The organism is Dehalococcoides mccartyi, assembly GCF_001889305.1.
Classification (GTDB): domain Bacteria; phylum Chloroflexota; class Dehalococcoidia; order Dehalococcoidales; family Dehalococcoidaceae; genus Dehalococcoides; species Dehalococcoides mccartyi_A.
This window is the reverse complement of the sequence record NZ_CP013074.1, coordinates 417,485-436,679: the sequence shown is the minus strand read 5'-3', so window position 1 is coordinate 436,679 and position 19,195 is coordinate 417,485. Positions and strand designations below refer to the sequence as shown.

Annotated in this window: 24 protein-coding genes and 1 tRNA gene; 9 read left to right on the top strand and 16 right to left on the bottom strand. The window is 47.1% G+C overall.

Going from position 1 to position 19,195, the window contains the following annotated elements; translation table 11 throughout:
• Window positions 1-2: 2 nt before the first annotated feature.
• From ASJ33_RS02330 to ASJ33_RS02310, 5 genes are read right to left on the bottom strand one after another with little or no spacing between them, the layout of a single operon-like run.
• A complete protein-coding gene (locus ASJ33_RS02330; RefSeq protein ID WP_041330652.1) occupies window positions 3-1,541 on the bottom strand; it encodes a bifunctional ADP-dependent NAD(P)H-hydrate dehydratase/NAD(P)H-hydrate epimerase in 1,539 nt (512 codons plus the stop codon).
• A 36-nt stretch (window positions 1,542-1,577) separates the two neighbouring features.
• Window positions 1,578-2,081 carry a Mut7-C RNAse domain-containing protein gene (locus ASJ33_RS02325; RefSeq protein WP_041330650.1) on the bottom strand — a complete coding sequence of 168 codons (504 nt, stop codon included), beginning with the start codon at window positions 2,079-2,081 and terminating at the stop codon, window positions 1,578-1,580.
• A 2-nt stretch (window positions 2,082-2,083) separates the two neighbouring features.
• Entirely contained in the window at window positions 2,084-2,860 is a 777-nt protein-coding gene (locus tag ASJ33_RS02320) for an MBL fold metallo-hydrolase (RefSeq protein WP_041330648.1), read from the bottom strand.
• Window positions 2,861-2,880: 20 nt separating this feature from the next.
• Window positions 2,881-3,540 carry a queuosine precursor transporter gene (locus tag ASJ33_RS02315; protein WP_041330646.1) on the bottom strand — a complete coding sequence of 220 codons (660 nt, stop codon included), beginning with the start codon at window positions 3,538-3,540 and terminating at the stop codon, window positions 2,881-2,883.
• Between the two features lie 21 nt (window positions 3,541-3,561).
• Window positions 3,562-4,512, bottom strand: coding sequence for a magnesium transporter CorA family protein (locus tag ASJ33_RS02310; RefSeq protein ID WP_041330644.1), 951 nt, complete (start codon window positions 4,510-4,512; stop codon window positions 3,562-3,564).
• 241 nt (window positions 4,513-4,753) lie between these two features.
• On the opposite strand from ASJ33_RS02310, the gene ASJ33_RS02305 reads away from it, so the two are divergent.
• Window positions 4,754-4,828 (top strand) — tRNA-Met (locus tag ASJ33_RS02305).
• On the opposite strand, the gene ASJ33_RS08605 is transcribed toward ASJ33_RS02305, so the two are convergent.
• On the bottom strand, window positions 4,813-4,944 hold the full coding sequence (locus tag ASJ33_RS08605) for a hypothetical protein (protein ID WP_257786075.1): 132 nt from the start codon (window positions 4,942-4,944) through the stop codon (window positions 4,813-4,815). The genes ASJ33_RS02305 and ASJ33_RS08605 overlap by 16 nt on opposite strands.
• A gap of 270 nt (window positions 4,945-5,214) precedes the next feature.
• Between ASJ33_RS08605 and ASJ33_RS02300 the strand changes: the two genes are divergently transcribed.
• The 4 genes from ASJ33_RS02300 (at window position 5,215) to ASJ33_RS02285 (ending at window position 8,673) form a co-directional block, all read left to right on the top strand.
• Window positions 5,215-6,054, top strand: coding sequence for a DegV family protein (locus ASJ33_RS02300; RefSeq protein ID WP_041330643.1), 840 nt, complete (start codon window positions 5,215-5,217; stop codon window positions 6,052-6,054).
• 200 nt (window positions 6,055-6,254) lie between these two features.
• Complete coding sequence (locus ASJ33_RS02295) at window positions 6,255-7,037, top strand: basic amino acid ABC transporter substrate-binding protein (protein ID WP_023651969.1); 783 nt, start codon at window positions 6,255-6,257, stop codon at window positions 7,035-7,037.
• Between the two features lie 53 nt (window positions 7,038-7,090).
• Window positions 7,091-7,912 carry an amino acid ABC transporter permease gene (locus ASJ33_RS02290; protein WP_041331690.1) on the top strand — a complete coding sequence of 274 codons (822 nt, stop codon included), beginning with the start codon at window positions 7,091-7,093 and terminating at the stop codon, window positions 7,910-7,912.
• A complete protein-coding gene (locus ASJ33_RS02285) occupies window positions 7,912-8,673 on the top strand; it encodes an amino acid ABC transporter ATP-binding protein (RefSeq protein WP_041330641.1) in 762 nt (253 codons plus the stop codon). Before ASJ33_RS02290 ends, ASJ33_RS02285 begins: the two co-directional genes overlap by 1 nt.
• A gap of 84 nt (window positions 8,674-8,757) precedes the next feature.
• Here the strand turns inward: ASJ33_RS02285 and ASJ33_RS02280 are convergent, their stop codons facing one another.
• Window positions 8,758-9,045, bottom strand: coding sequence for a zinc-ribbon domain containing protein (locus ASJ33_RS02280; protein WP_023651966.1), 288 nt, complete (start codon window positions 9,043-9,045; stop codon window positions 8,758-8,760).
• A gap of 213 nt (window positions 9,046-9,258) precedes the next feature.
• Between ASJ33_RS02280 and ASJ33_RS02275 the strand changes: the two genes are divergently transcribed.
• Window positions 9,259-9,771 (top strand): deoxyuridine 5'-triphosphate nucleotidohydrolase, encoded by a 513-nt coding sequence (locus tag ASJ33_RS02275; RefSeq protein ID WP_023651965.1) that lies wholly within the window; start codon window positions 9,259-9,261, stop codon window positions 9,769-9,771.
• A 65-nt stretch (window positions 9,772-9,836) separates the two neighbouring features.
• Here ASJ33_RS02275 and ASJ33_RS02270 read toward each other — a convergent pair whose 3' ends face one another.
• The 5 genes from ASJ33_RS02270 to ASJ33_RS02250 all read right to left on the bottom strand — a co-directional run bounded on the left by ASJ33_RS02270 (window position 9,837) and on the right by ASJ33_RS02250 (window position 13,581).
• Complete coding sequence (locus tag ASJ33_RS02270; protein ID WP_041330639.1) at window positions 9,837-10,742, bottom strand: diacylglycerol/lipid kinase family protein; 906 nt, start codon at window positions 10,740-10,742, stop codon at window positions 9,837-9,839.
• An 87-nt stretch (window positions 10,743-10,829) separates the two neighbouring features.
• Window positions 10,830-11,303 carry a deoxycytidylate deaminase gene (locus tag ASJ33_RS02265; protein ID WP_010936191.1) on the bottom strand — a complete coding sequence of 158 codons (474 nt, stop codon included), beginning with the start codon at window positions 11,301-11,303 and terminating at the stop codon, window positions 10,830-10,832.
• Complete coding sequence (locus tag ASJ33_RS02260; RefSeq protein ID WP_041330637.1) at window positions 11,300-11,851, bottom strand: AAA family ATPase; 552 nt, start codon at window positions 11,849-11,851, stop codon at window positions 11,300-11,302. The genes ASJ33_RS02265 and ASJ33_RS02260 overlap by 4 nt, the downstream gene beginning before the upstream one ends.
• A 48-nt stretch (window positions 11,852-11,899) precedes the next feature.
• Window positions 11,900-12,667: an ABC transporter permease gene (locus tag ASJ33_RS02255; RefSeq protein WP_012881685.1), complete on the bottom strand. Its 768-nt coding sequence runs from the start codon at window positions 12,665-12,667 to the stop codon at window positions 11,900-11,902.
• Window positions 12,664-13,581, bottom strand: a complete 918-nt coding sequence (locus ASJ33_RS02250; protein ID WP_041330635.1) for an ABC transporter ATP-binding protein — start codon at window positions 13,579-13,581, stop codon at window positions 12,664-12,666. The genes ASJ33_RS02255 and ASJ33_RS02250 overlap by 4 nt, the downstream gene beginning before the upstream one ends.
• Window positions 13,582-13,661: 80 nt before the next feature.
• Between ASJ33_RS02250 and ASJ33_RS02245 the strand changes: the two genes are divergently transcribed.
• The 3 genes from ASJ33_RS02245 (at window position 13,662) to ASJ33_RS02235 (ending at window position 16,038) form a co-directional block, all read left to right on the top strand.
• Window positions 13,662-14,918, top strand: a complete 1,257-nt coding sequence (locus tag ASJ33_RS02245) for a CCA tRNA nucleotidyltransferase (RefSeq protein ID WP_041330633.1) — start codon at window positions 13,662-13,664, stop codon at window positions 14,916-14,918.
• A complete protein-coding gene (locus ASJ33_RS02240; RefSeq protein WP_023651958.1) occupies window positions 14,905-15,714 on the top strand; it encodes a potassium channel family protein in 810 nt (269 codons plus the stop codon). The genes ASJ33_RS02245 and ASJ33_RS02240 overlap by 14 nt, the downstream gene beginning before the upstream one ends.
• 84 nt (window positions 15,715-15,798) lie before the next feature.
• The gene (locus ASJ33_RS02235; protein ID WP_023651957.1) at window positions 15,799-16,038 is read left to right on the top strand and encodes a hypothetical protein; all 240 of its coding nucleotides are present in this window, start codon (window positions 15,799-15,801) and stop codon (window positions 16,036-16,038) included.
• Window positions 16,039-16,114: 76 nt separating this feature from the next.
• Here ASJ33_RS02235 and ASJ33_RS02230 read toward each other — a convergent pair whose 3' ends face one another.
• From ASJ33_RS02230 to ASJ33_RS02215, 4 genes are read right to left on the bottom strand one after another with little or no spacing between them, the layout of a single operon-like run.
• Complete coding sequence (locus ASJ33_RS02230; RefSeq protein ID WP_023651956.1) at window positions 16,115-16,612, bottom strand: rubrerythrin family protein; 498 nt, start codon at window positions 16,610-16,612, stop codon at window positions 16,115-16,117.
• Window positions 16,613-16,666: 54 nt separating this feature from the next.
• Window positions 16,667-17,521, bottom strand: coding sequence for a 4-(cytidine 5'-diphospho)-2-C-methyl-D-erythritol kinase (gene ispE, locus ASJ33_RS02225; RefSeq protein ID WP_023651955.1), 855 nt, complete (start codon window positions 17,519-17,521; stop codon window positions 16,667-16,669).
• Complete coding sequence (rsmA, locus tag ASJ33_RS02220) at window positions 17,515-18,390, bottom strand: 16S rRNA (adenine(1518)-N(6)/adenine(1519)-N(6))-dimethyltransferase RsmA (protein WP_023651954.1); 876 nt, start codon at window positions 18,388-18,390, stop codon at window positions 17,515-17,517. The genes ispE and rsmA overlap by 7 nt, the downstream gene beginning before the upstream one ends.
• A gap of 19 nt (window positions 18,391-18,409) precedes the next feature.
• Window positions 18,410-19,141, bottom strand: a complete 732-nt coding sequence (locus tag ASJ33_RS02215; protein WP_023651953.1) for a metallophosphoesterase family protein — start codon at window positions 19,139-19,141, stop codon at window positions 18,410-18,412.
• Window positions 19,142-19,195 lie beyond the last annotated feature (54 nt).

Below are 19,195 nucleotides of genomic sequence, written 5' to 3'. Positions count from 1 at the left end.
ATCTAGCCCTGTTTCAATTCTTTTATAATCACAGGCAATTTTAACAGTAAATCCGAAGCCAGTACACCGGCATCACCCATCTCATTCCGCAGTGCTTCCGCAGCAGCAGAGTGCAGGTTAACACCTAAACCCGCCGCCTCAAAAAGATTCAACCCCTGCCCGAGAAGACCGCTTATTATTCCGGCAAGTACATCACCCGTACCGGCCGAGGCCAACACAGGGTTAGCCGCCGGATTACACAGGGTTTCACCCTGCGGTGATGAAATAATTGTCCCGGCACCCTTCAGAATAATTGTCTTGCCCCACTTGCGGGCAGATTCACGGCAAATACCGAAACGGTCAGACTGAACAGATTCGGCAGTAGTCTTAGTAAGCCTTCCCATTTCACCCGGGTGAGGGGTGAGTATAGCATCAAATTTATATTCAAGCCACCAGTCCGGTATAGCGGCGAGTATATTTAAAGCATCGGCATCTATGACAACCTTTATCCCTGCGGGCAGATTTGAAAGCACTTCGCTAACCAGTCTGGCGGAATATGCGCTCTGCCCAAGGCCCGGCCCTATGAGAAGTACGTCATATTTACCCAGTTCACTCAGGATAAGACGTGAAGCAGAGCTATCGGGAATGCCGCAAGATACTTCAGGCAACGGCAGGTAGATAGCTTCTGGTATTTTGGCGGACACTGCCCCGGTTAAACTTTGCGGCAGCGCCAAATTAACTAAGCCCGCACCGATGCGCATGGCGGCGCTTCCGGCCAGCATAGCAGCCCCAATATAGCGTTCACTTCCCGCCACAATCATCACCCGGCCGAAACTGCCCTTGTTGGCATGAGCAGAACGAACAGGCAAAATACCCCTTACCCAATCTTTTTCAATCAAATGGGTATGGATATCAGATGTCAGTCCGGGCGGTATGCCGATATCCACCACCAAAACCACCCCGCTTAACTCCAGCCCGCAGTGGGTAAAAAGACCCTGCTTAGCAACGCCCAGTGAAAGGGTAAAATCCGCTTTCAGGCAAGCCGCATCCGCCTGCCCTGTATCGGCATTCAAACCAGAAGGTAAATCTACGGCCAGCACCTGCATTTCTGGTCTGGTACTTTTGACAGCGGCAGCCATTTGCAGGGCTTGCTTGTATATACCTTCCAAAGGACGGTTTGCGCCTGTACCCAGCAAAGCATCTATCACAATATCGGTATCTGCCAGGCATTCTTCCAGTTTTGTTAAATCCGTAAATATATTTTCAGGGAGTTTTAAACCATCTGAAATAGTCTTATTTTTCTGGGTGTCCCTGAAGGGCTTAAATATGCTTACATCCTCGCCCCAGCTCTGCAGATAACGTCCGGCAACCAGTCCGTCACCTCCGTTATTGCCCGCACCCGCAAGTATCAGCACACGGGAGCCATTTTTCTGTTCCAGCAGATGGCGGGTAAACACCGCCACCGCCCTGCCGGCATTTTCCATCAGGGTTTCGGTGCTAATGCCCCGTTTCTGACAGTCATCTTCTATTTGCCTCATCCGTATGCTTGTGGTTATTTCCATTTTCTACCGGCTTTCGCAAAGGCTAAGACGAGTTTATCAGCAAGAGGTGTTATTATCAACACCCACTCTTCTTAATAATTCCTGCATGGCTTGCCAGTGGCTTCCCTTCCAGAAAACCCGTCCGCAGTGGTGGCACTCTTTGAACTCAGTCTGATTCTGGTAAACGTATGGAGGCACTCTCTCTGACAGAGTGTCTTTCATAACAGGATAAAGCGGGTAATTGCACTCTATGCAGCGGCTGAAAGGGCAAATAAATGAACGAAACACCATATCCGATAAAAGCTGCCGGAGCTGGTCTTCCGCCACTTCGGTTTCAAAAAGCATGACCTTCAAATTGCCCTTTTTGACCAGCCGTCTTTCCGCAAGCAGATGGTCACGGGTAAGTATTACTCTCCCCTCAGCCAGGGCTTCGGAAACAAGCTGTTTATCAGGCCCGCTTCCAAAACGGCGGGCGTCAAAACCCAGCATCCTCAGGTTAACAGCCAGCTTGCCCACATTCTGGTCAACCAGAAACCGCGGAGCCTCCGAGGCAGCAAACATACCTACTCTCCCAGCCGGAGTTTTAGCCCTTCACTAGCCATAAGTATATCTGCATGCATTTTTTTAGCAACTGCCTTTATTTCAGTTTTGATTTCAGCTTCAAACAAAGGCGTGGTGTGAAGGGTGACTATCTTTGGCAAATACCCTTTTATCTCCCGAAAGAGCCTGAGCTCCGTCTCCAAAAGTTCAGGGGAAAGGTGTTTTGAGCTTAAAGCCAGCTCGCTAAGTTTATTCGGCATGGTCAGCTCGATAATAAGCATTTCCGGGTCAATCTGTTTCCAGACATCCCCTAAGCCAATCCCAGTATCCGAGGTATAAAAAAACGAATGTCCGTTTGAGTCTTTTACCCAAAAACCGGTGGTATCCCGAGAATGGGGTACAGATACCGGCAGTATCCGGTAAACCTCGCAGTCAAACTCCGAACCGGGAATAATTGTATTAAACCGCAAAACCGGAGTAGATGGCGGGCGGGTAAAAAAATCAGGGTAAAAACCGCCGGAAAAAGGCGGCTTGGTAACCACTTCTTCAACCGCCTCACTGCCGTAAATATCCACGCTTTTCAGCCCATAAGCCAGATTCATAGCCAGCAGCGGCACATCTTTTATATGGTCATAATGGGCATGGCTCAGTATAACCGCCTTAAGATTATAGAGCTCTTCCAGTGTTAAACTTGAAGTAATGGCGCCAGCATCCAGCACCACCCCGCCGGAAAGCATAAGACAACTTGGACGGGTGGTTTTGGTTTCGCAGTTGTGAGCGCCTAAAAATACTATTTCCACTTTTGTACCTGAACCGCTGTCTAGAGCCTGAAAGGGCTGAAATTGGTAGTTGTATCAAAGTGGTCGCTGTTTTCAGCTTTTTTCAAATAATTTACCAGCTTGTAAGTAATTGGCGTAGCCGCCGCTTCAATAAGCACTTTTGAACCCCAGTGATAGAGTATCATCAGCGGCACAAACGCCGGCGTACCCAGAAACGCCACCAGAATAAATATGGATGTATCCAGCCCCTGTCCCGCCAGAGTAGAGCCGATAGTACGCAGCCACAGGTAACGCCCTTTGGTCCGCAGTTTCAGCTTGGCCATAATGAATGAGTTTACAAACTCACCCACCAGATACCCTAAAAATGAGGCAACCAAAATCCGCGGGGTATAACCGAGTATGGTCTCATAAGCCGCCTGTCCCTCCCAGAAGGGCGCTCCCGGCAGTATCTGACCCAGCACCACAAAAACCACAAAAATAAGGTTGCAGATAAAGCCCAGCCAGATAATTCGCCTTGCCCAGTGGAAACCGTAAACCTCGGTCAGGACATCTCCGAAGATATAGCTGAACGGAAAGACTATCACCGCCGCCGGCAGAAACACATCTCCCAGCCCAATAATTTTCACCGCTATAAGGTTAGCGGTGATAAGGCAGGTAATATACAAACCACTGACAATAAGCAGACGGCTGGAAACACTCATAACAATTTTTCTCCGGCAGAATTAAATAAGGCGGACATGGCGGAACATGTACAGCATCAAACCTACGATAATAGCTGTAATAACCGCCACAAAGTAAATGGCATTCTCCGAGTTTTGGAAAGGCAGGGGAATATTCATGCCGAAGATGCTGGCTACCATGGTAAACGGCAGTAAAATCGTAGCCACAATGGTCAAAATACGCATAGCCCGGTTAGTCCGGTGGGAAGACATGGAGTCAAAAGTGGAGCTTAGGCCTTCTATAACCTCTTTAGTTTCATCCAGAGTATCCCACACTTTATCCATGTGGTCTGTCATATCTCCAAAATAAACAGACATATCCTGATTTATAAATTTTCTGAGCTTGTTTTCCAGACAGCCGATAACAGCCCTCATCGGCCAGATAATCCGGCGGGTGGCAATGATATCCCGTCTGAGCAGGGCAATATCTTTAACAATATTAAGGTCACTGTTGGAACCTGCAAAAATGTCATCTTCCACTTCTTCCAGGTTGTCCAGCAGCTTTACGGTAATAGGCAGACAATAGTCTACCAACCTGTCAACAATACGGTACATTAAAAAGCCTGAGCCGTGGTTGAAATATTCGGGGCGGGCATCTTCTTCCAGCTCCATTTCGCGGTAAAGCTTGACCAGCGGTTTCAGATTGCCAGTATGCAGTGTAATAAGATAATTTTCCCCGATAAATACCGAAAGCTGGGCCGGCACGGTAGTTCGCAATTCTTTATTGTAAAACGGGAAATGAAGCACAAAGAAAAGATAATCTTTGTATTCGTCAATCTTGGGGCGCTGGCGGCGTGACAGTACATCATCAAGGTCAAGGGGATGGAAAGGATAATTAGCCGCCAGATATTCGGTATCAACCCCCTGGGGATTTTCAATATTTATCCAGGTAAGGTTACCGAAAGTAATGGATTCTATATTTGAAGTATTATTTTTAACTTGAGTCAGCGCCATGGTACGCCCCCAAAGTTTATTCTCAATGCAGCTATTTTAGCATAAAACGCTAAAACAACACCAAAATCTAACACTTTTTAACCCTTTTTAAAAGCCCTATACCTTTCCAGCTTGCATACTTTCCGAATTTTAGCCGCAAATACCCTTGGATACCTTTACCGGTGTTTCATGCCGCACTATAATCCCGTATATGGGGAGATTTGACAAACCCTCCTTGCAGATTTTACAATACGTCTTTAGTGGCAGCGTAGCTCAGTGGCAGAGCAGGGGACTCATAAGCCCTTGGTCGGTAGTTCAAATCTACCCGCTGCCACCAATTATTTTCTCCCCGTATTTACTGCAATTCTGCCAGTTAACAGCCATATTCTTTTTATACTCTTTTATTCCGGCATCCGGACTGATATTTTCATCTTGGTATATTTCCGCCATCACATATTGCAGCCATTTTTCTTAATCCTCATATATCGTTCAAGCTTCTGTGTTTTTTAAAAACCCGCCCCAGTGCCTGATTGTGTCTAAATTTGACTTTTTTTATATTTTATAAGAAACTATAAACATTATAAAATTTGTTTCTGCATTACAGCTGCCGAATGTATGCACTCACCACGCCCAAGGAGGTCAGGTGGGCTAAGGCGGGTACATTCCCCGGGGATTTTCCGGAATATACCAAACTATTATTGTAATTATAGGAGGGAGATTTATATGACAATCAAGATTGTTACAGACAGCACCGCAGATATACCCCCTCAACTGGCAAAATCTCTGGGAATAACCATCGTCCCCCTTTATGTACGCTTCGGCGAAAAAGCCTTGAAAGACGGTGTTGAAATAACTCAGGACCAGTTCTTCGAAAAACTCCAGACCGAATCTATCCATCCCAATACTTCGCAACCCTCCCCTCAGGATTTTATAGATGTATACCAGAAACTGGCACCCGACTGTGACGGCATTGTCTCCATACATATTTCTTCCAAGCTTTCCGGCACATACGACTCCGCTATTCAGGCAAAAAAACTGCTGGGCAATGATACCCCCCCTATAGAGGTTATAGATTCCCGTTCGGTTTCCATGGGCTTGGGGTTACTAGGTTTGCTAGGTGCAGAAGCGGCGTTTTCCGGCAAGAACGTGAAGGAAGTAGCCGATACAGTACGCAGTGCAGTAGAAAAAGTCCAGATGATGGGCTTCTTTGATACGCTTAAATATCTGGCACTGGGCGGGCGTATAGGTAAATCCAAAGCCTTACTGGGGTCCTTACTTTCGGTGAAACCAGTATTGGTTGTGGGCCAAGGCGAGCTTTTGCCTGCCGGACAAGTACGAAGCCGAAGCAAAGGCATGGAAAAGCTTACTGAATTTACAGCCGGGGTGAAAAACCTTGCCGCTTTATCTGTAGTTTATACAACCACCCCTGATGAGGCAGTTGCCATGGCAGACCGCCTGGCAGAGTTTTTCCCGCGTAAACAGATAGTAATATCCAGATTGGGAGCCGCTCTGGGCGTACATGCCGGCCCCGGTACTCTTTTCGTAGCTACCCGCTCAAAATAGCCGCTGGCAAAACTTAATAATAAATGCCCGGCTGGGAAGTTTTCAGCTATAAATAACCTCCGGCCGGGCATTATTTTTCAACACAAACCCTAAAAAACATGGACACATGGCCCTAAATATTGTAGACTTTCTTCGCAATCTTTTTAATCTGCATCTTTTTGTAAGGCTTTAATTTAGCTTTAATAAATCTAGGAGGAAAGATGAAGCGCTTAAGTACTATCCTTATGTCCCTGCTCCTGTCCAGCGCATTGCTGTTTTCTGGCTGCCAAAGCTCTAATGATGACACCGACAATACTGATAACAGCACCACAAAAATACAAGTTACTGTAGTAACCGATGCCACTTGGGCTCCTTTTGAGTATGTTAATGAACAGACTCATGCGATAGAGGGTTTTGATATAGACCTGATGAAAGCTATTGCCGAAAAGGCCAATCTGGAAGTCACCTTCCAAAACGTAGCCTGGGACGCTTTGCTGGCAGGTATGGCTACCGGTCAGTATAAAGTAGCTATTTCCTCAATCACCATTCTCCCCGACCGTCTCGAAAAATGGCTCTTTTCAGACCCCTATTTCAATGCCGGCCAGATGGTCTGCGTACAGAAAAACAACACCACTATCCTGAGCCATAACGACCTCACCGGTAAAAAGGTTGCAGCCCAGACCGGAACCACCGGATTTATAGAAGCTCAGAAAATAGAGGGCGCTACTGTTAAATCGTATGATGAAATCGGCCTGGCTTTCCAGGACCTTATGAACGGCCAGATTGACGCCGTTATCTGTGATACCCCCGTTGCCATAGATTATGTAAATGCCAACCCTGACAAAATCAAGAAAGTGGGCACTGCTTTCACTGACGAATACTACGGCATCTCAGTAGCTAAAGGCCAAACAGAGATTCTGGCCAGGATCAACCAAGGTCTGGCAGCCGTCATAGCCGACGGCACCTTTGACCAACTGGTAGCTAAGTGGAACTTAAATCCGTAATCAGGTAAAAAATAGAGAGGGGGCTTTAAAAGCCCCCTCTCTTGTATGAGGAAATGGTAGAAGACAAGATTAAGCCGCCTGAAAAAATAAACCTGATACCGGGGGCTGAACCGTCCAGCCATATGGATCCCTGGTGGTGGTTGGTAGCCGGGGTTTTTGCTCTAGCCGGCGGCCTTATGCTGTTTAAACCTGATCCCTTTCTGGATATCTTCAAGTATGTCTGGGTAGGTATCGGCATAACAGTTCTGGTGGCAGTTGTATCCTATTTCCTGATGCTTATTTTCGGTTTATTCGGCGCTTTAGGGCGTTTATCCAAAAACACCATCCTGCGCGGACTGGCTACATTTTATGTTGAAATAGTACGCGGTATTCCCCTGCTGGTGCAGCTTATTTGGTGGTACTTCGCCTTCCCGGTCATAATCCAGAGTATAGGGCAAGGTCTTAATTTCGGCCCTATGATGAATTATCAGGCAAACCCCATTGTTATGGCTATCTGGGGTATGACCTTCTGCTACGGCGCATATATGAGCGAAATCTACAGAGCCGGCATCCAGAGTATACCCAAAGGACAAATGGAAGCTGCCCGCAGCCTTGGCATGAGTCATACTCAAGCAATGAGATTTATAATACTGCCTCAGGCACTGAGAGTAGTCCTGCCACCCATGGGCAACGAATTTATTTCACTTCTTAAGGACACTTCACTGGTATCCACCGTAGCCGTAGCTGACATGGTAAGGCTGGGGCGGGAATTTACCGCCACCAATTTCAACCCTATTGAAGTATGGAGTATGATTGCCCTGCTCTACCTGATACTTACACTCCTATCCAGCCGTCTGATAAACTACATAGAAAAGAAAACTGCATTTTCAAGATAATGAATAAAAAACACACTTCTGCAGAAAAACCCATTATCAAGATCGAAAACGTCCAAAAGCATTTTGGGAGGGTTCAGGCTCTGCGCGGAGTCAGCCTTGATGTTAACCGGGGCGAAGTAGTGGTGATTATCGGCCCTTCCGGTTCGGGCAAATCTACCCTGCTGAGGTGCATAAACCGTCTGGAAGAATATGATTCCGGTAGAATAACCGTAGACGGCATTACCCTTGATAGCACTGAAAATATCAATCATGTCCGCCGTGAGGTAGGCATGGTTTTCCAGTCATTCAACCTCTTTTCCCACCTGAAGGTCATTGATAATATCACCCTTGCCCAGTGCCAGGTGCGCAAACGCACTAAAGAGGAAGCGGCCGAGATTGCGGCAGATTTGCTTAAAAAAGTGGGCATACCGGACAAGGCCCATGCCTTCCCCGTTCAGCTTTCAGGCGGCCAGCAGCAGCGGGTCGCCATAGCCAGAGCCTTAGCCATGAACCCCCAGATAATGCTCTTTGACGAACCTACTTCCGCACTTGACCCGGAGATGATAAAAGAAGTGCTGGATGTGATGACTGCTCTGGCCAAAGAGGGCATGACCATGGTAGTTGTATCTCACGAAATGGGCTTTGCCAGAGCGGCGGCTGACAGGGTAATATTCATGGACGAAGGCCTGATAGTGGAAAGCGCTTCACCGGATGAGTTCTTTACTAACCCCAAACATGAAAGAACCAAACTCTTTCTGTCTAAAATCCTGCATAACTCTTAGCTACAAAATAATACAAACCCATACTCACAAGGAAACCCTTAAAGCATGAGTCTGTATTTAATTTTACCGGGATAAAAAGAGGAACTATTCGCTTTCTTTTGTTTTAGCGTAACAGTCCTTGCAATAAACCGGGCGGCCCTCAGTAGGCTCAAAAGGAACAGTGGTCTGAACGCCACACGCGGCACACACCACTTCATATGTCCTTCTTTCGCCACCTTCAGCCCTGTTTTCAGAGCGGCGAGCGGAACGACATGCGGGACAGCGTTTGGGTTCATTTTTTAAACCGCGGGAAGCATAAAATTCCTGCTCACCGGCGGTAAAAATGAACTCATTGCCACAATCACGACAGACCAAAGTTTTGTCCTGTGCCATGACTGCACCTCCTTGATATAAATTGCTTTGTTTCCAGCGCAGTCTTTGGACACAGATTCCCAATTAACCGCCTCGGAACCAAGCTAGCTTTAATACGTATACAATAAATAATAGCGCAGTGTCAAGTGCTTTTTTATGTTAACGCCAAAATAAATTTGCCGAAGCGCCTGTATTGTGTTAAATTCACTTAAATAATATGCGGGAGAAACGCCAATGTCGGCTCTAGCCAAAGAAGAAATACTCCGCCTCATAAAGTCCGCTAAACCACTTCTGGAAGGTTACCCTGATCTGGAAAACCAGCTCCAGCCAAACGGATTTGATTTGAGCTTGAAACAGGTACGCAGTTTGGAAGGCGAAGGGGTATTGCCCACGGACAATGCCCGCCGTAAACTGCCCTCAAATAACCCGCTTGAGTTTGACTGTAATAACCAGATAAAGCTGATGCCGGGTATTTATTCCGTAGTCTACAACGAGATAGTCAACATACCCAAAGATGTTATGGCGCTGGCCACTCCCCGCTCGTCACTTTTACGCAGCGGGTGTACTGTCAACACCGCTGTGTGGGATGCCGGCTATTCCGGCCGAAGTGAGTCTTTGCTGGTAGTCTATAATCCAGCAGGGCTGATACTGGAACGGAATACCCGCCTGATTCAGCTGGTATTTTTCAAGCTGAATGCCGAAACCGGCGGCTACTGCGGCATTTATCAGAACGAAAATAAAAGCTAGAATAAACAGAGAACAAGACAGATAGTCCCGGTTTTTAGTGAAAGAGAAAAACAGCAGGGGTAAATTTAGAAAACCATGGTGAGTGCTTGAGGTAAGACCTCAAAGGTTGCCGGGGTTTTACCTAAAAGCTCCCCGTCCGCTTGAAGATAAAGCCCCTCTTCAGAACTAATACTCACAAAACGGGCGTGTTCGGTTTTTACCTTGGGGTGTGTTATATGAGTACCCTTGTAGATTTTGGGGAAAGTTTGCAGGATTTCCAGTTTGTTTACGTCACCCAAAGTGATAACATCGAAACGGCTGTCGGTAATAAGGGCGGATGGGGCTATCTTCATACCGCCGCCAAAATAACTGCCGTTGGCTACAATCACACTTAAAACACGGCGGGTATAGTTATACTTATCCAGCCCTATATCTATAGTCTTATTGCGGTATCCAAGCAGAGTCTTAGCCAGAGCCATTACAAAAGGAATAGTTCCGCCCAGAGCTTTGGGCATATGTTCGGTTGCGGCTGCCACTTCGGCATCAAACCCTACCCCTGCCCCGTTTACAAAGAAGCGGCTGACCTGATGGCCTTCTTTTTGAAATGTTACCAGACCGGCATCAACCAGAGTGTGCTTGGGGCTAAGCAAGTGCTGGCAGGAATGCAGATAATTACCATCAAGACCCAGCGAACGTACAAAATCATTGCCGGTGCCGGTATCCACCACTCCCATCAGGGTTTTCTGGTCATGGCTGGCGGTAAGAATACCGTTAACTACTTCGTTAATAGTGCCGTCACCGCCCACTGCTACCAGATAGGGGTAGCCATTTAAAGCGGCATTACGGGCAATCTCAATAGCATGCCCTTGGCTTTCGGTATACTGGAAATCATAAGAAAAACCCATATCACGCATAAGCCTGCTGATATGCGGCCATTTTTGTTCGGTGGACTTTGCCCCCGCCACCGGGTTAACTATTACTTTCGCTACCAAATACTTTAACTCACATTGGTATGCACTAATTGTAACACTGCAATACCGTTTTGGCTATTCCGAAATTTTGACCATTTTTTATACTTTTTAGTCCAGATATTCCACTATACCGGGGGGACGGTCTTTTATAACTACCTCTATCCCCGCCTGTTTGAACATATCTATAAATGAATCATCTGCGTATTTGCCGTAGCTGACGTAGCGTTTGATACGGGCATTAGTCAGCATTTTAGCACACAGCACACAGGGAGTATGGGTGGCATACACAGTTGCCCCTTCCAGACTGGTACCGTGCAAAGCCGCCTGAATAATAACATTCTGTTCGGCATGGACTGCCCGGCAAATCTCATGCCGGGTACCAGATGGTATGCCGTTCTGATTACGCAGGCAACCCAGTTCCAGACAGTCTGTCAGACCGGCCGGCGCACCGTTGTAACCAGTAGAGAGAATATGTTTATCCTTTACAGCTACCGCCCCGACATGATGACGGACACAGGTAGAACGTTCGGCAACCACCGCCGCTATTTTAAGAAAGTATTCGTCTGCATTCGGACGGCTCATACGTCTGCCCGCAGTTCCAGGCTAAGCTTCTTTACCTGTTTTTCCATATCTTTCAAATCCAGTTCATTAAGAAGCGTAATATCCGCCATGACAATCGGCCCGGCTTTGTTTATATTTTCTATCTCGGAGTAATCACGGGAAACGGCATTATCATAGTTCAACGGGCGGTCTGCCCTTTCACACAAACGGGAGTAACGGGTAGCGGGGGCAGAAGAAATAGCGACCACAACAAGCTGTTCTTTATAGTAGCTTTTTAGAAACTTGTACTCCTCCCACGAATACAGCCCGTCTACCACCACGTTGTCTTTCTTCAGGTTTTCATCAATACGGCTAAGGTTCAGCACCGCATAAGCCTCCATGCCGTACTGCTTGCGGAGTGATTCCCGCACCTTGCGTTCGTTCTCTTCGTTCAGGGGCAGCACCAGCTCCCGAAGTTTCTCATCAGTGATATCTCCGAAACGTATCCGTATAAAACCATTTTTACTGAACATACGCGAGGCTTCGGTCTTACCCGCCCCCGGCATGCCCACCAGGGCAATTACCTTCATCTCCCGCTCCTTTGTATATTATCCAAAAACCCCAGACTATTTAAAGGGTTATTCCATAACCCGGCGTTTCATGCTGAACAGGGTAGCTATATAAAAGGCGGCTGACACCCCGATAACCGCCAGCAACGAGATTACCACATTTACCCCCGCAAAGTCACCACTGACCGCCCCCCGTATAAGGCTGACCGCCGGGGTAAGAGGCACAATATTTGAAATAACCTGAACCGTCTCCGGAAAGCTGGAGACCGGGAAAAAAGCCCCGCTGAAAAAAGTCATCGGGCCGATAAACAGGGTAAAATAATAATTAAAACTGTAAACAGAGGGGACTATAGAAGCAAAGAAAACACCCATACTGGCAAACATGATGCCTTCCAGCACCGCAAAAACAGGTGCCAGCAGAGCCAGCGGCGAATGGATAACACCAAACAGGGCCGCCACCAGCAGGATAATGCAAGCTGTTATGATGGAGCGGGTAGCTCCCCACAAAACTTCCCCGGTTACCACGTCACTTATATTCATAGGGGTAGCCAGTATGGAGTCATAGGTTTTTCGGAAGTCCATGCGGAAAAAGACGTTATAGGTACACTCAAAGGTAGCGCTGGTCATGGCATAGCTGGCAATAACACCCGGTATGATAAATTCCATATAAGGCTGGCCGTTTATATCCCCTATAAATGACCCGAAGCCGAAACCAAGTGCTACCAGAAGCACTACCGGTTCAATAACAAACCCCGGCGCAATAGACCAGAACAAACGGATAAAGACGTTGTAGTTCCGAAGCCACATATAAAAAGCACGGTAAGTAGGCCAGTTCATTCCACCAGCCCCTTTCCGGTCAGACGTAAAAATACATCTTCCAGAGTGCCTATCCGCTGCCACACATTCCAGCCAAATGCCTTAAGTTCGTCAAGCAAGTTATCTTTGCCACAGCGGAATACCTGTATAATCAGTCCGGAATCTTCAAAATCCAGCCCGCGCCGCATACACTCAGCTGTTATCGCTTCGTGCTCGCCCTGACGCACCTCTATCTCTATAAGGCACTGGCCTACATGCCTGTCCACCAGCCCTTTGGGAGTGTCCATATCCAGCACTTTGCCCTGATGCATTATGGCTATCCGGTCACACAGCACTGCCGCTTCGTCCATATTCTGGGTGGTAAGTAACTGAGTTATGCCGCAGGCTTTAAATTCCTTCAGTTTCTGCCAGACAAGATACTTGGACTGGGGGTCAAGGCCAACTGAAGGTTCATCCAGGATAATAATGCTGGGGTTATTCATAAGCCCTCTGGCCAGCAGCAAACGCCGCCGCATACCACCCGAAAGGGCCTTCACCTCGGAATTAGCCTTTTGTTCCAATTTAAAAAGATGCAGTATCTCAGAGGCTCTTCGACGGGCATCAGCCGGTTTTATGTCAAAAAAACGGGCAAAAGTAACCAGATTTTCGGTTACCGAAAGTTCAGAATCCAGATTGTCCAGCTGGGGTATCACCCCAAACATAGCCTTTATCTGCCTTAGGTGGTCTGCCAGGTCAAGCCCCATTACCTCCACTGTGCCCGAATCTGATGGAGCAAGTGAAGTCAGTATACGCACCAGAGTGGTTTTGCCAGCTCCATTTGGTCCTAAAAGCCCAAAACACTCACCCTGCTTTATTTCCAGACTCAGTCCGTCCAGAGCGGTGCAGTCTTTGTACCTTTTGACTAGATTAGAAACCTTTATAGCATGAGTATTCATAAAATTACTTAAAATGATACCAGTAACTGCCCATCTCGGCAATAAAATAAGACAGAAAGCTGTGCTATAATTGGCTTTAAATGAATGCGGAAAAGCTAAGAAGTTTTTTAAAAAACCGCTTGCCGCCGGAAATAAACCGGCTCATTCTGCATGCGGCTGAACGGGCAGCCAGTCAAAACCTGTACCTTTACCTGGCGGGAGGTATGGTAAGGGACTTTCTGCTGGACAAAACCCCGAAAGATGCAGATCTGGTTCTGACCGCAAACGCTATCTTGTTCGGGCAAAAACTTTTTGAGAAAACTCCATACAAAGTCACCCTGCACCACCGCTTTAATAACCTTTCGGCAGATATAAACGGATTCAAGCTGGATATTACATCCGCCCGAAGCGAAATTTACCCTGTACCGGGTAAACTGCCCGAAGTGCTTGAAGGCGATATTAGGGCAGATTTATTTCGCCGCGACTTTAAAATAAATGCTATGGCCATAAGCCTGAGCCCTCAAGATTTCGGCCACCTTGCAGACCCCTACAACGGGCTTACAGACCTGAAACAGGGCAAACTTAGCGTACTCCACCCGAAGAGCTTCCAAGATGACCCCAGCCGCATCTGGAGAGCTTTGCGTTATTCGGAGCGCCTTGGTTTTAGTATTTCAGGTGATACCTTGCCCCTGCTTCTGCGTGATGCACACCTGATACCTCTGATAGGTGCTGACAGATTATGGTACGAGATTGAATGTGTTTTTAAGGAAGCCAAACCGGAAAATATACTGCTTAAGGCAGAAGAAACGGGTGTTTTGAGAAACAGCCTGCCGTTTGCAAAGGCTGACAAATGGCTGGCAGACAAATTCACCGAGGTCAGAGAAATATATGGAGAAAACGTGTCTCCTGAAATATACCTTTGCCTGCTCACTGCACGCATGGACAGCCCCCAGGCAGACTCCTTGATAACCCGCCTGCATCTTGGCAAACACCTATCCGCCTGCCTGAAGGATTGCCAGTATCTGGCAGAACATCGGGAGGAACTGGATATGTCCGCACTTAGCCCCAGCCGTCTGTACAGTCTGCTGGCAAAGTGTACGAAAGAAGCATTGCAGGCATTTTATGTTTCTGCAGACAACCCGCTGGTCAGAAAAAACCTGTTGCTTTTCCACGAAAGACTGTCCGCCGTAAAACCGTATTTAAAAGGGGCTGATCTAATTGCACTGGGATTTGCACCCGGCCCTAATATTAAAACTATACTTGCCGAACTGCTGAATCTCAAACTGGACGGCAAGGTTTCCAGCCGGATAGATGAAATAGATTATGTAAAACGGAGACTGGCCGATGACCAAACATAATCCTATGAAAAGTGTTCATGACCTGCTGACTTTTGGTTTTGACAGCCCGTCACGCAAGTTTGTCAGCTGGTTTATTATCAGCCTTATCTGTTTAAACGTACTGGCAGTCATACTTGGTTCGGTAGACAGTATTGCACGGGATTATCATACCCTTCTTCACAGCTTTGAGATATTTTCAGTAGCGGTATTCAGCCTGGAATATATTTTGCGGGTGTGGAGCTGTACTGTCGAGCCTAAATATTCCCACTCTTTTAGCGGACGGATACGCTTTGCGGTTTCTCCTCTGGCACTGATGGATTTGCTCTCTATACTGCCCTTCTACCTGCCATTCCTTATACACATAGATTTGCGTTTCCTGAGATCCCTGCGGCTTTTAAGGTTATTCCGTTTGGGGCACTTAAAACGCTTTAACGAAACTTCACGCATGATTCTAAACGTACTCCGCGAACGCAAAGAAGCCCTGATAATATCTTTTGCCATTATCCTGCTGCTCATTATCGTCACTTCCAGCCTTATGTACTTTGTGGAAAACCCCGCCCAGCCGGATGTTTTCAAAAATATACCCGATGCTATGTGGTGGTCTGTTATGACCATGACTACCGTGGGTTACGGCGATATTTACCCCATTACCTCATTGGGAAAATTTCTAGCCAGTATTATATCCATACTCGGACTGGCTACTTTTGCTTTACCAACCGCCATTTTGTCTGCCGGACTGCTGGAAGAATTCCGCAAGAAAAAGGAAACACATGAACATGCCTGTCCCGTATGCGGTCAGAATATGCCAAAATACTGAACCTTAAAACTAATCTTTAAAATAATATCTTCACAGGCGTTATGGGTATATACTGGTTTGATAAATAAAAAAACGGAGCTGACATTGCAAATAAAAAAAGACCTGGCGCTAACCAATAAACTCCTGTCACAAGGCATGGTTTCCACCCGTGACCCTGAAACTGGTTTTAGATATATACTTTGTGCTACCTGCCCTAAGGATGGCGGAGACGGAACCTTATCCCGTATTGACCGCAAGGATAACGTAGTAGAAAGAGTGCTTTTCTGCTGCACCACCTGCGGGAAAGAGTTTGCAGCCAAACCGGAAGACATTTTTCTTACTTAGACTCGGCAGAATGATATTAAAAATTAAAAGGGGGGAAGTAATATTACTTCCCCCTCTGTTTTATGGAACAATTCGGCTAGACAGCCCTAAAGCTAGAGGCAGGAGCACCACATATAGGACAGCGGTCAGGAGCCGTACCCAGTACGGTATTACCGCAAACCTGGCACACATAATAAACCTGGTCAGGAGCTTTGATGCCGGATTTTACTTCTTTCAGGGCTGCCTCAAACAAACCATGGTGGATTTTTTCTACCTTGTTGGCGTGATTAAAGCTGAGCAAAGCTGAGGAATTTCCTTCGGCTTCGGCTTCTTTTATGAAAGCAGGATACATACTGTTAAATTCGTAACTTTCTCCTTCAACTGCCGCTTCCAGATTGGCAGCTGTAGCACCTACCCCTTTTAAAACATTAAGATGGTTTCGGGCGTGCACGGTTTCAGCCTCGGCCGCAGCCCTGAATAAACGTGCCACATGGACAAAACCCTCTTTTTCAGCCTTATCGGCAAAAAACAGGTATTTTCTGTTTGCCTGGCTCTCACCAGCAAAAGCGGCTTTCAAATTTTCGGAACTGGACATTAAACACCTCCCTGATATTTGCGTTACCCCTATATGATACCCCCAAGGGATTTATCAATCCAGCGGCCCCAAGGTCGATACCAAGTAGGCCTGATGCCCTTTTTGGCACAGGTTATGGTATATTTTTTCAGCCGTATTTCTATCTTTAAGCAGGGTAAACAGGGTCGGGCCTGCTCCGGCCAAAGATATCTGGTATGCCCCTGCTTCCAAAAACTGCCAGCGGTATTTAACCAGTTCGGGGAAAAGGGTAAAAGCTACTTTCTCAAAAACGTTGAAACAAAGGCTGGGGCTAAGCTTGCCATGACAAATATCTTCCAGCAGTTTATCACCTATTTCACCACTGGTAAAGCTGTCCGGGTGCAGATTGCGATAGAGAACGGCAGTCTTATCCGGCGGCATTGAAATTGGCGGAACCAGCAAAACCGCCCACATCTGATTAAGGGTAGGCAGAGGAGTTACCGTTTCTCCCCGTCCTTCCATCATAGCCGTACCACCCATTATGAAAAAGGGGACATCAGAACCAAGTTCTGCACCTATTTCCATCAGCCGCCAGCAGGGATAACCGCATCCCCAGACCTTGTTAAGCCCTTTCAAAACAGCCGCCGCACAAGAGCTGTCTCCACCCAGTCCGGAAACCAGAGGAATGCGTTTGGCTATTTTGAGGTTCACCCCGCTGCTTTGCCCGCATCTTTCACTAAACAATGTCACTGCTTTCGAAACTAGGCTATGTTCGGGCTGCCAGTCCGGGCTGTCTGAGCTTATCTGTACCATTTTAGCGGGGCTGAAAGACAGGCGGTCACACAAACTCAGAGACTGAACAATGCTTCGCAACTCATGGTAACCGTCATTTCTGCGGTAGAGTACTTCCAGACTAAGGTTGACTTTGGCAGGAGCCAGCAGTGTCAGCATGGATTCACCGTATATTCCAGGCATAACCCTTTCCATTCCTCCATGCTTAAGGTCTCTGCCCGGCGGGCAGAGTCTATGCCTGACCTTTCCAGTAGTAACAGTATATCCTGTTTGGATATGCCCAGCCCTTGGGCAAGTGCATTAAGAAGTGTTTTGCGGCGGGTGCCGAAACCGGCTCGGGCCAGTTTAAAAAAATCAACCGCAGACACCCCGTCCATAATTGTTGTTTGCGGAATAACCACCTTTACAATAGCCGAATCCACCTCCGGCGGGGGGTAAAAAGCCCCAGCCGGAACAGTAGCCACCAACGCAGGGTTGCCGTAAAACCGCACACTCAGGGTTAGAAGACCCATGTCTCCTGTTTTGGCGACCATGTTTTTGGCCACTTCTTTCTGCACCATGACCACCATCAGTTCAGGCTTTATTTCTGCTTCCAGAAACTGGCGGAGTACAGCCGAGGTTATGTAATAAGGGAGATTGGCTACCAGCTTGTAAGGAATATTTTGTCCCAGTATTTCCTCAGGGCTGATTTTTAGTATATCTGAATGGATAATCTTGAAATTGGGATATGCCTTGAATTTTTCGGTCAAAGCGTTTACCAGTTTGTCATCCAGCTCTACAGCTATAACCTGCCCGGCTCTTTCAAGGAGTTCTTCTGTAAGCACCCCAAGCCCAGGCCCCACTTCTATAACCGTATCCGTCGGTTTCAAATCTGCAGCCAGAAGGATTTTATTCAGCACGCCCTGACTTATTAAAAAATGCTGCCCCAACCCTTTGCGGGCTTTCAGGGTATAACCCTCCATCATCTCCTTGGCCTGAGCCATAAGTGAAGGTACACCGGCAGCTAACAGAGGCACATCTTTTTCCATGTACCCCTATTATAAAGATTTAACGCCCTTTGCTCAATCGTGCTGATAAAAACGGGGGTAATTTAGCTTTTTGCATCTTTTTTTGGGTAGCAGAAATGTTATAAGGCACCCTGTAAAGGCAAAAAGTGCGAGATTCGTCATTGTAAATACCGTAACTGGCCTGTGGGTTGCCATCCCGCGGTTGACCAACACTGCCGGGGTTTATTATCAGGCTTGTCTGGCGAAGTGGTTGCATACTGCCTGCCATCAGGGGAATACCGCGGCAAATTCCATTTTGACCGGGAGTAAATACATAAGGCATATGGGTATGCCCAACCAGACAATACGGGGTATTCATAAGGCTGAAATTCTCAGCTGCAATCTGTGGAGTAGTGATATAATCCCATTCGGGACGCTTTAGACTGCCATGCACCAAAGTAAAATCACCATCAGAGGTCACTTTCGGTAAACAGGCAAGATAATCAATCATATCCGAGGATAACTGATTTCTAGTCCAAACGAGACAACGGGCGGCTTCCAATTCAAATAACGAATGGTTTATTTTGCCGGCTACTGCCAAGTCATGGTTGCCGGCTACTGCCATATGCTTGCGATTTCTCAGTATTTCCAAACAGGCCATGGGGTCAGGACCGTAATTTACAATATCTCCCAAACACCAGATTTCGGCAGCTTCCCGTTTATATGCATCTTCCAGAACGGCATTTAAAGCCTCCAGATTTGCATGTATGTCCGCTATAACCGCATAACGCATACCTAATGATACCATAAGGGTGTAATTTGTTAAGTGGGGAACTGTCCGCTTTTG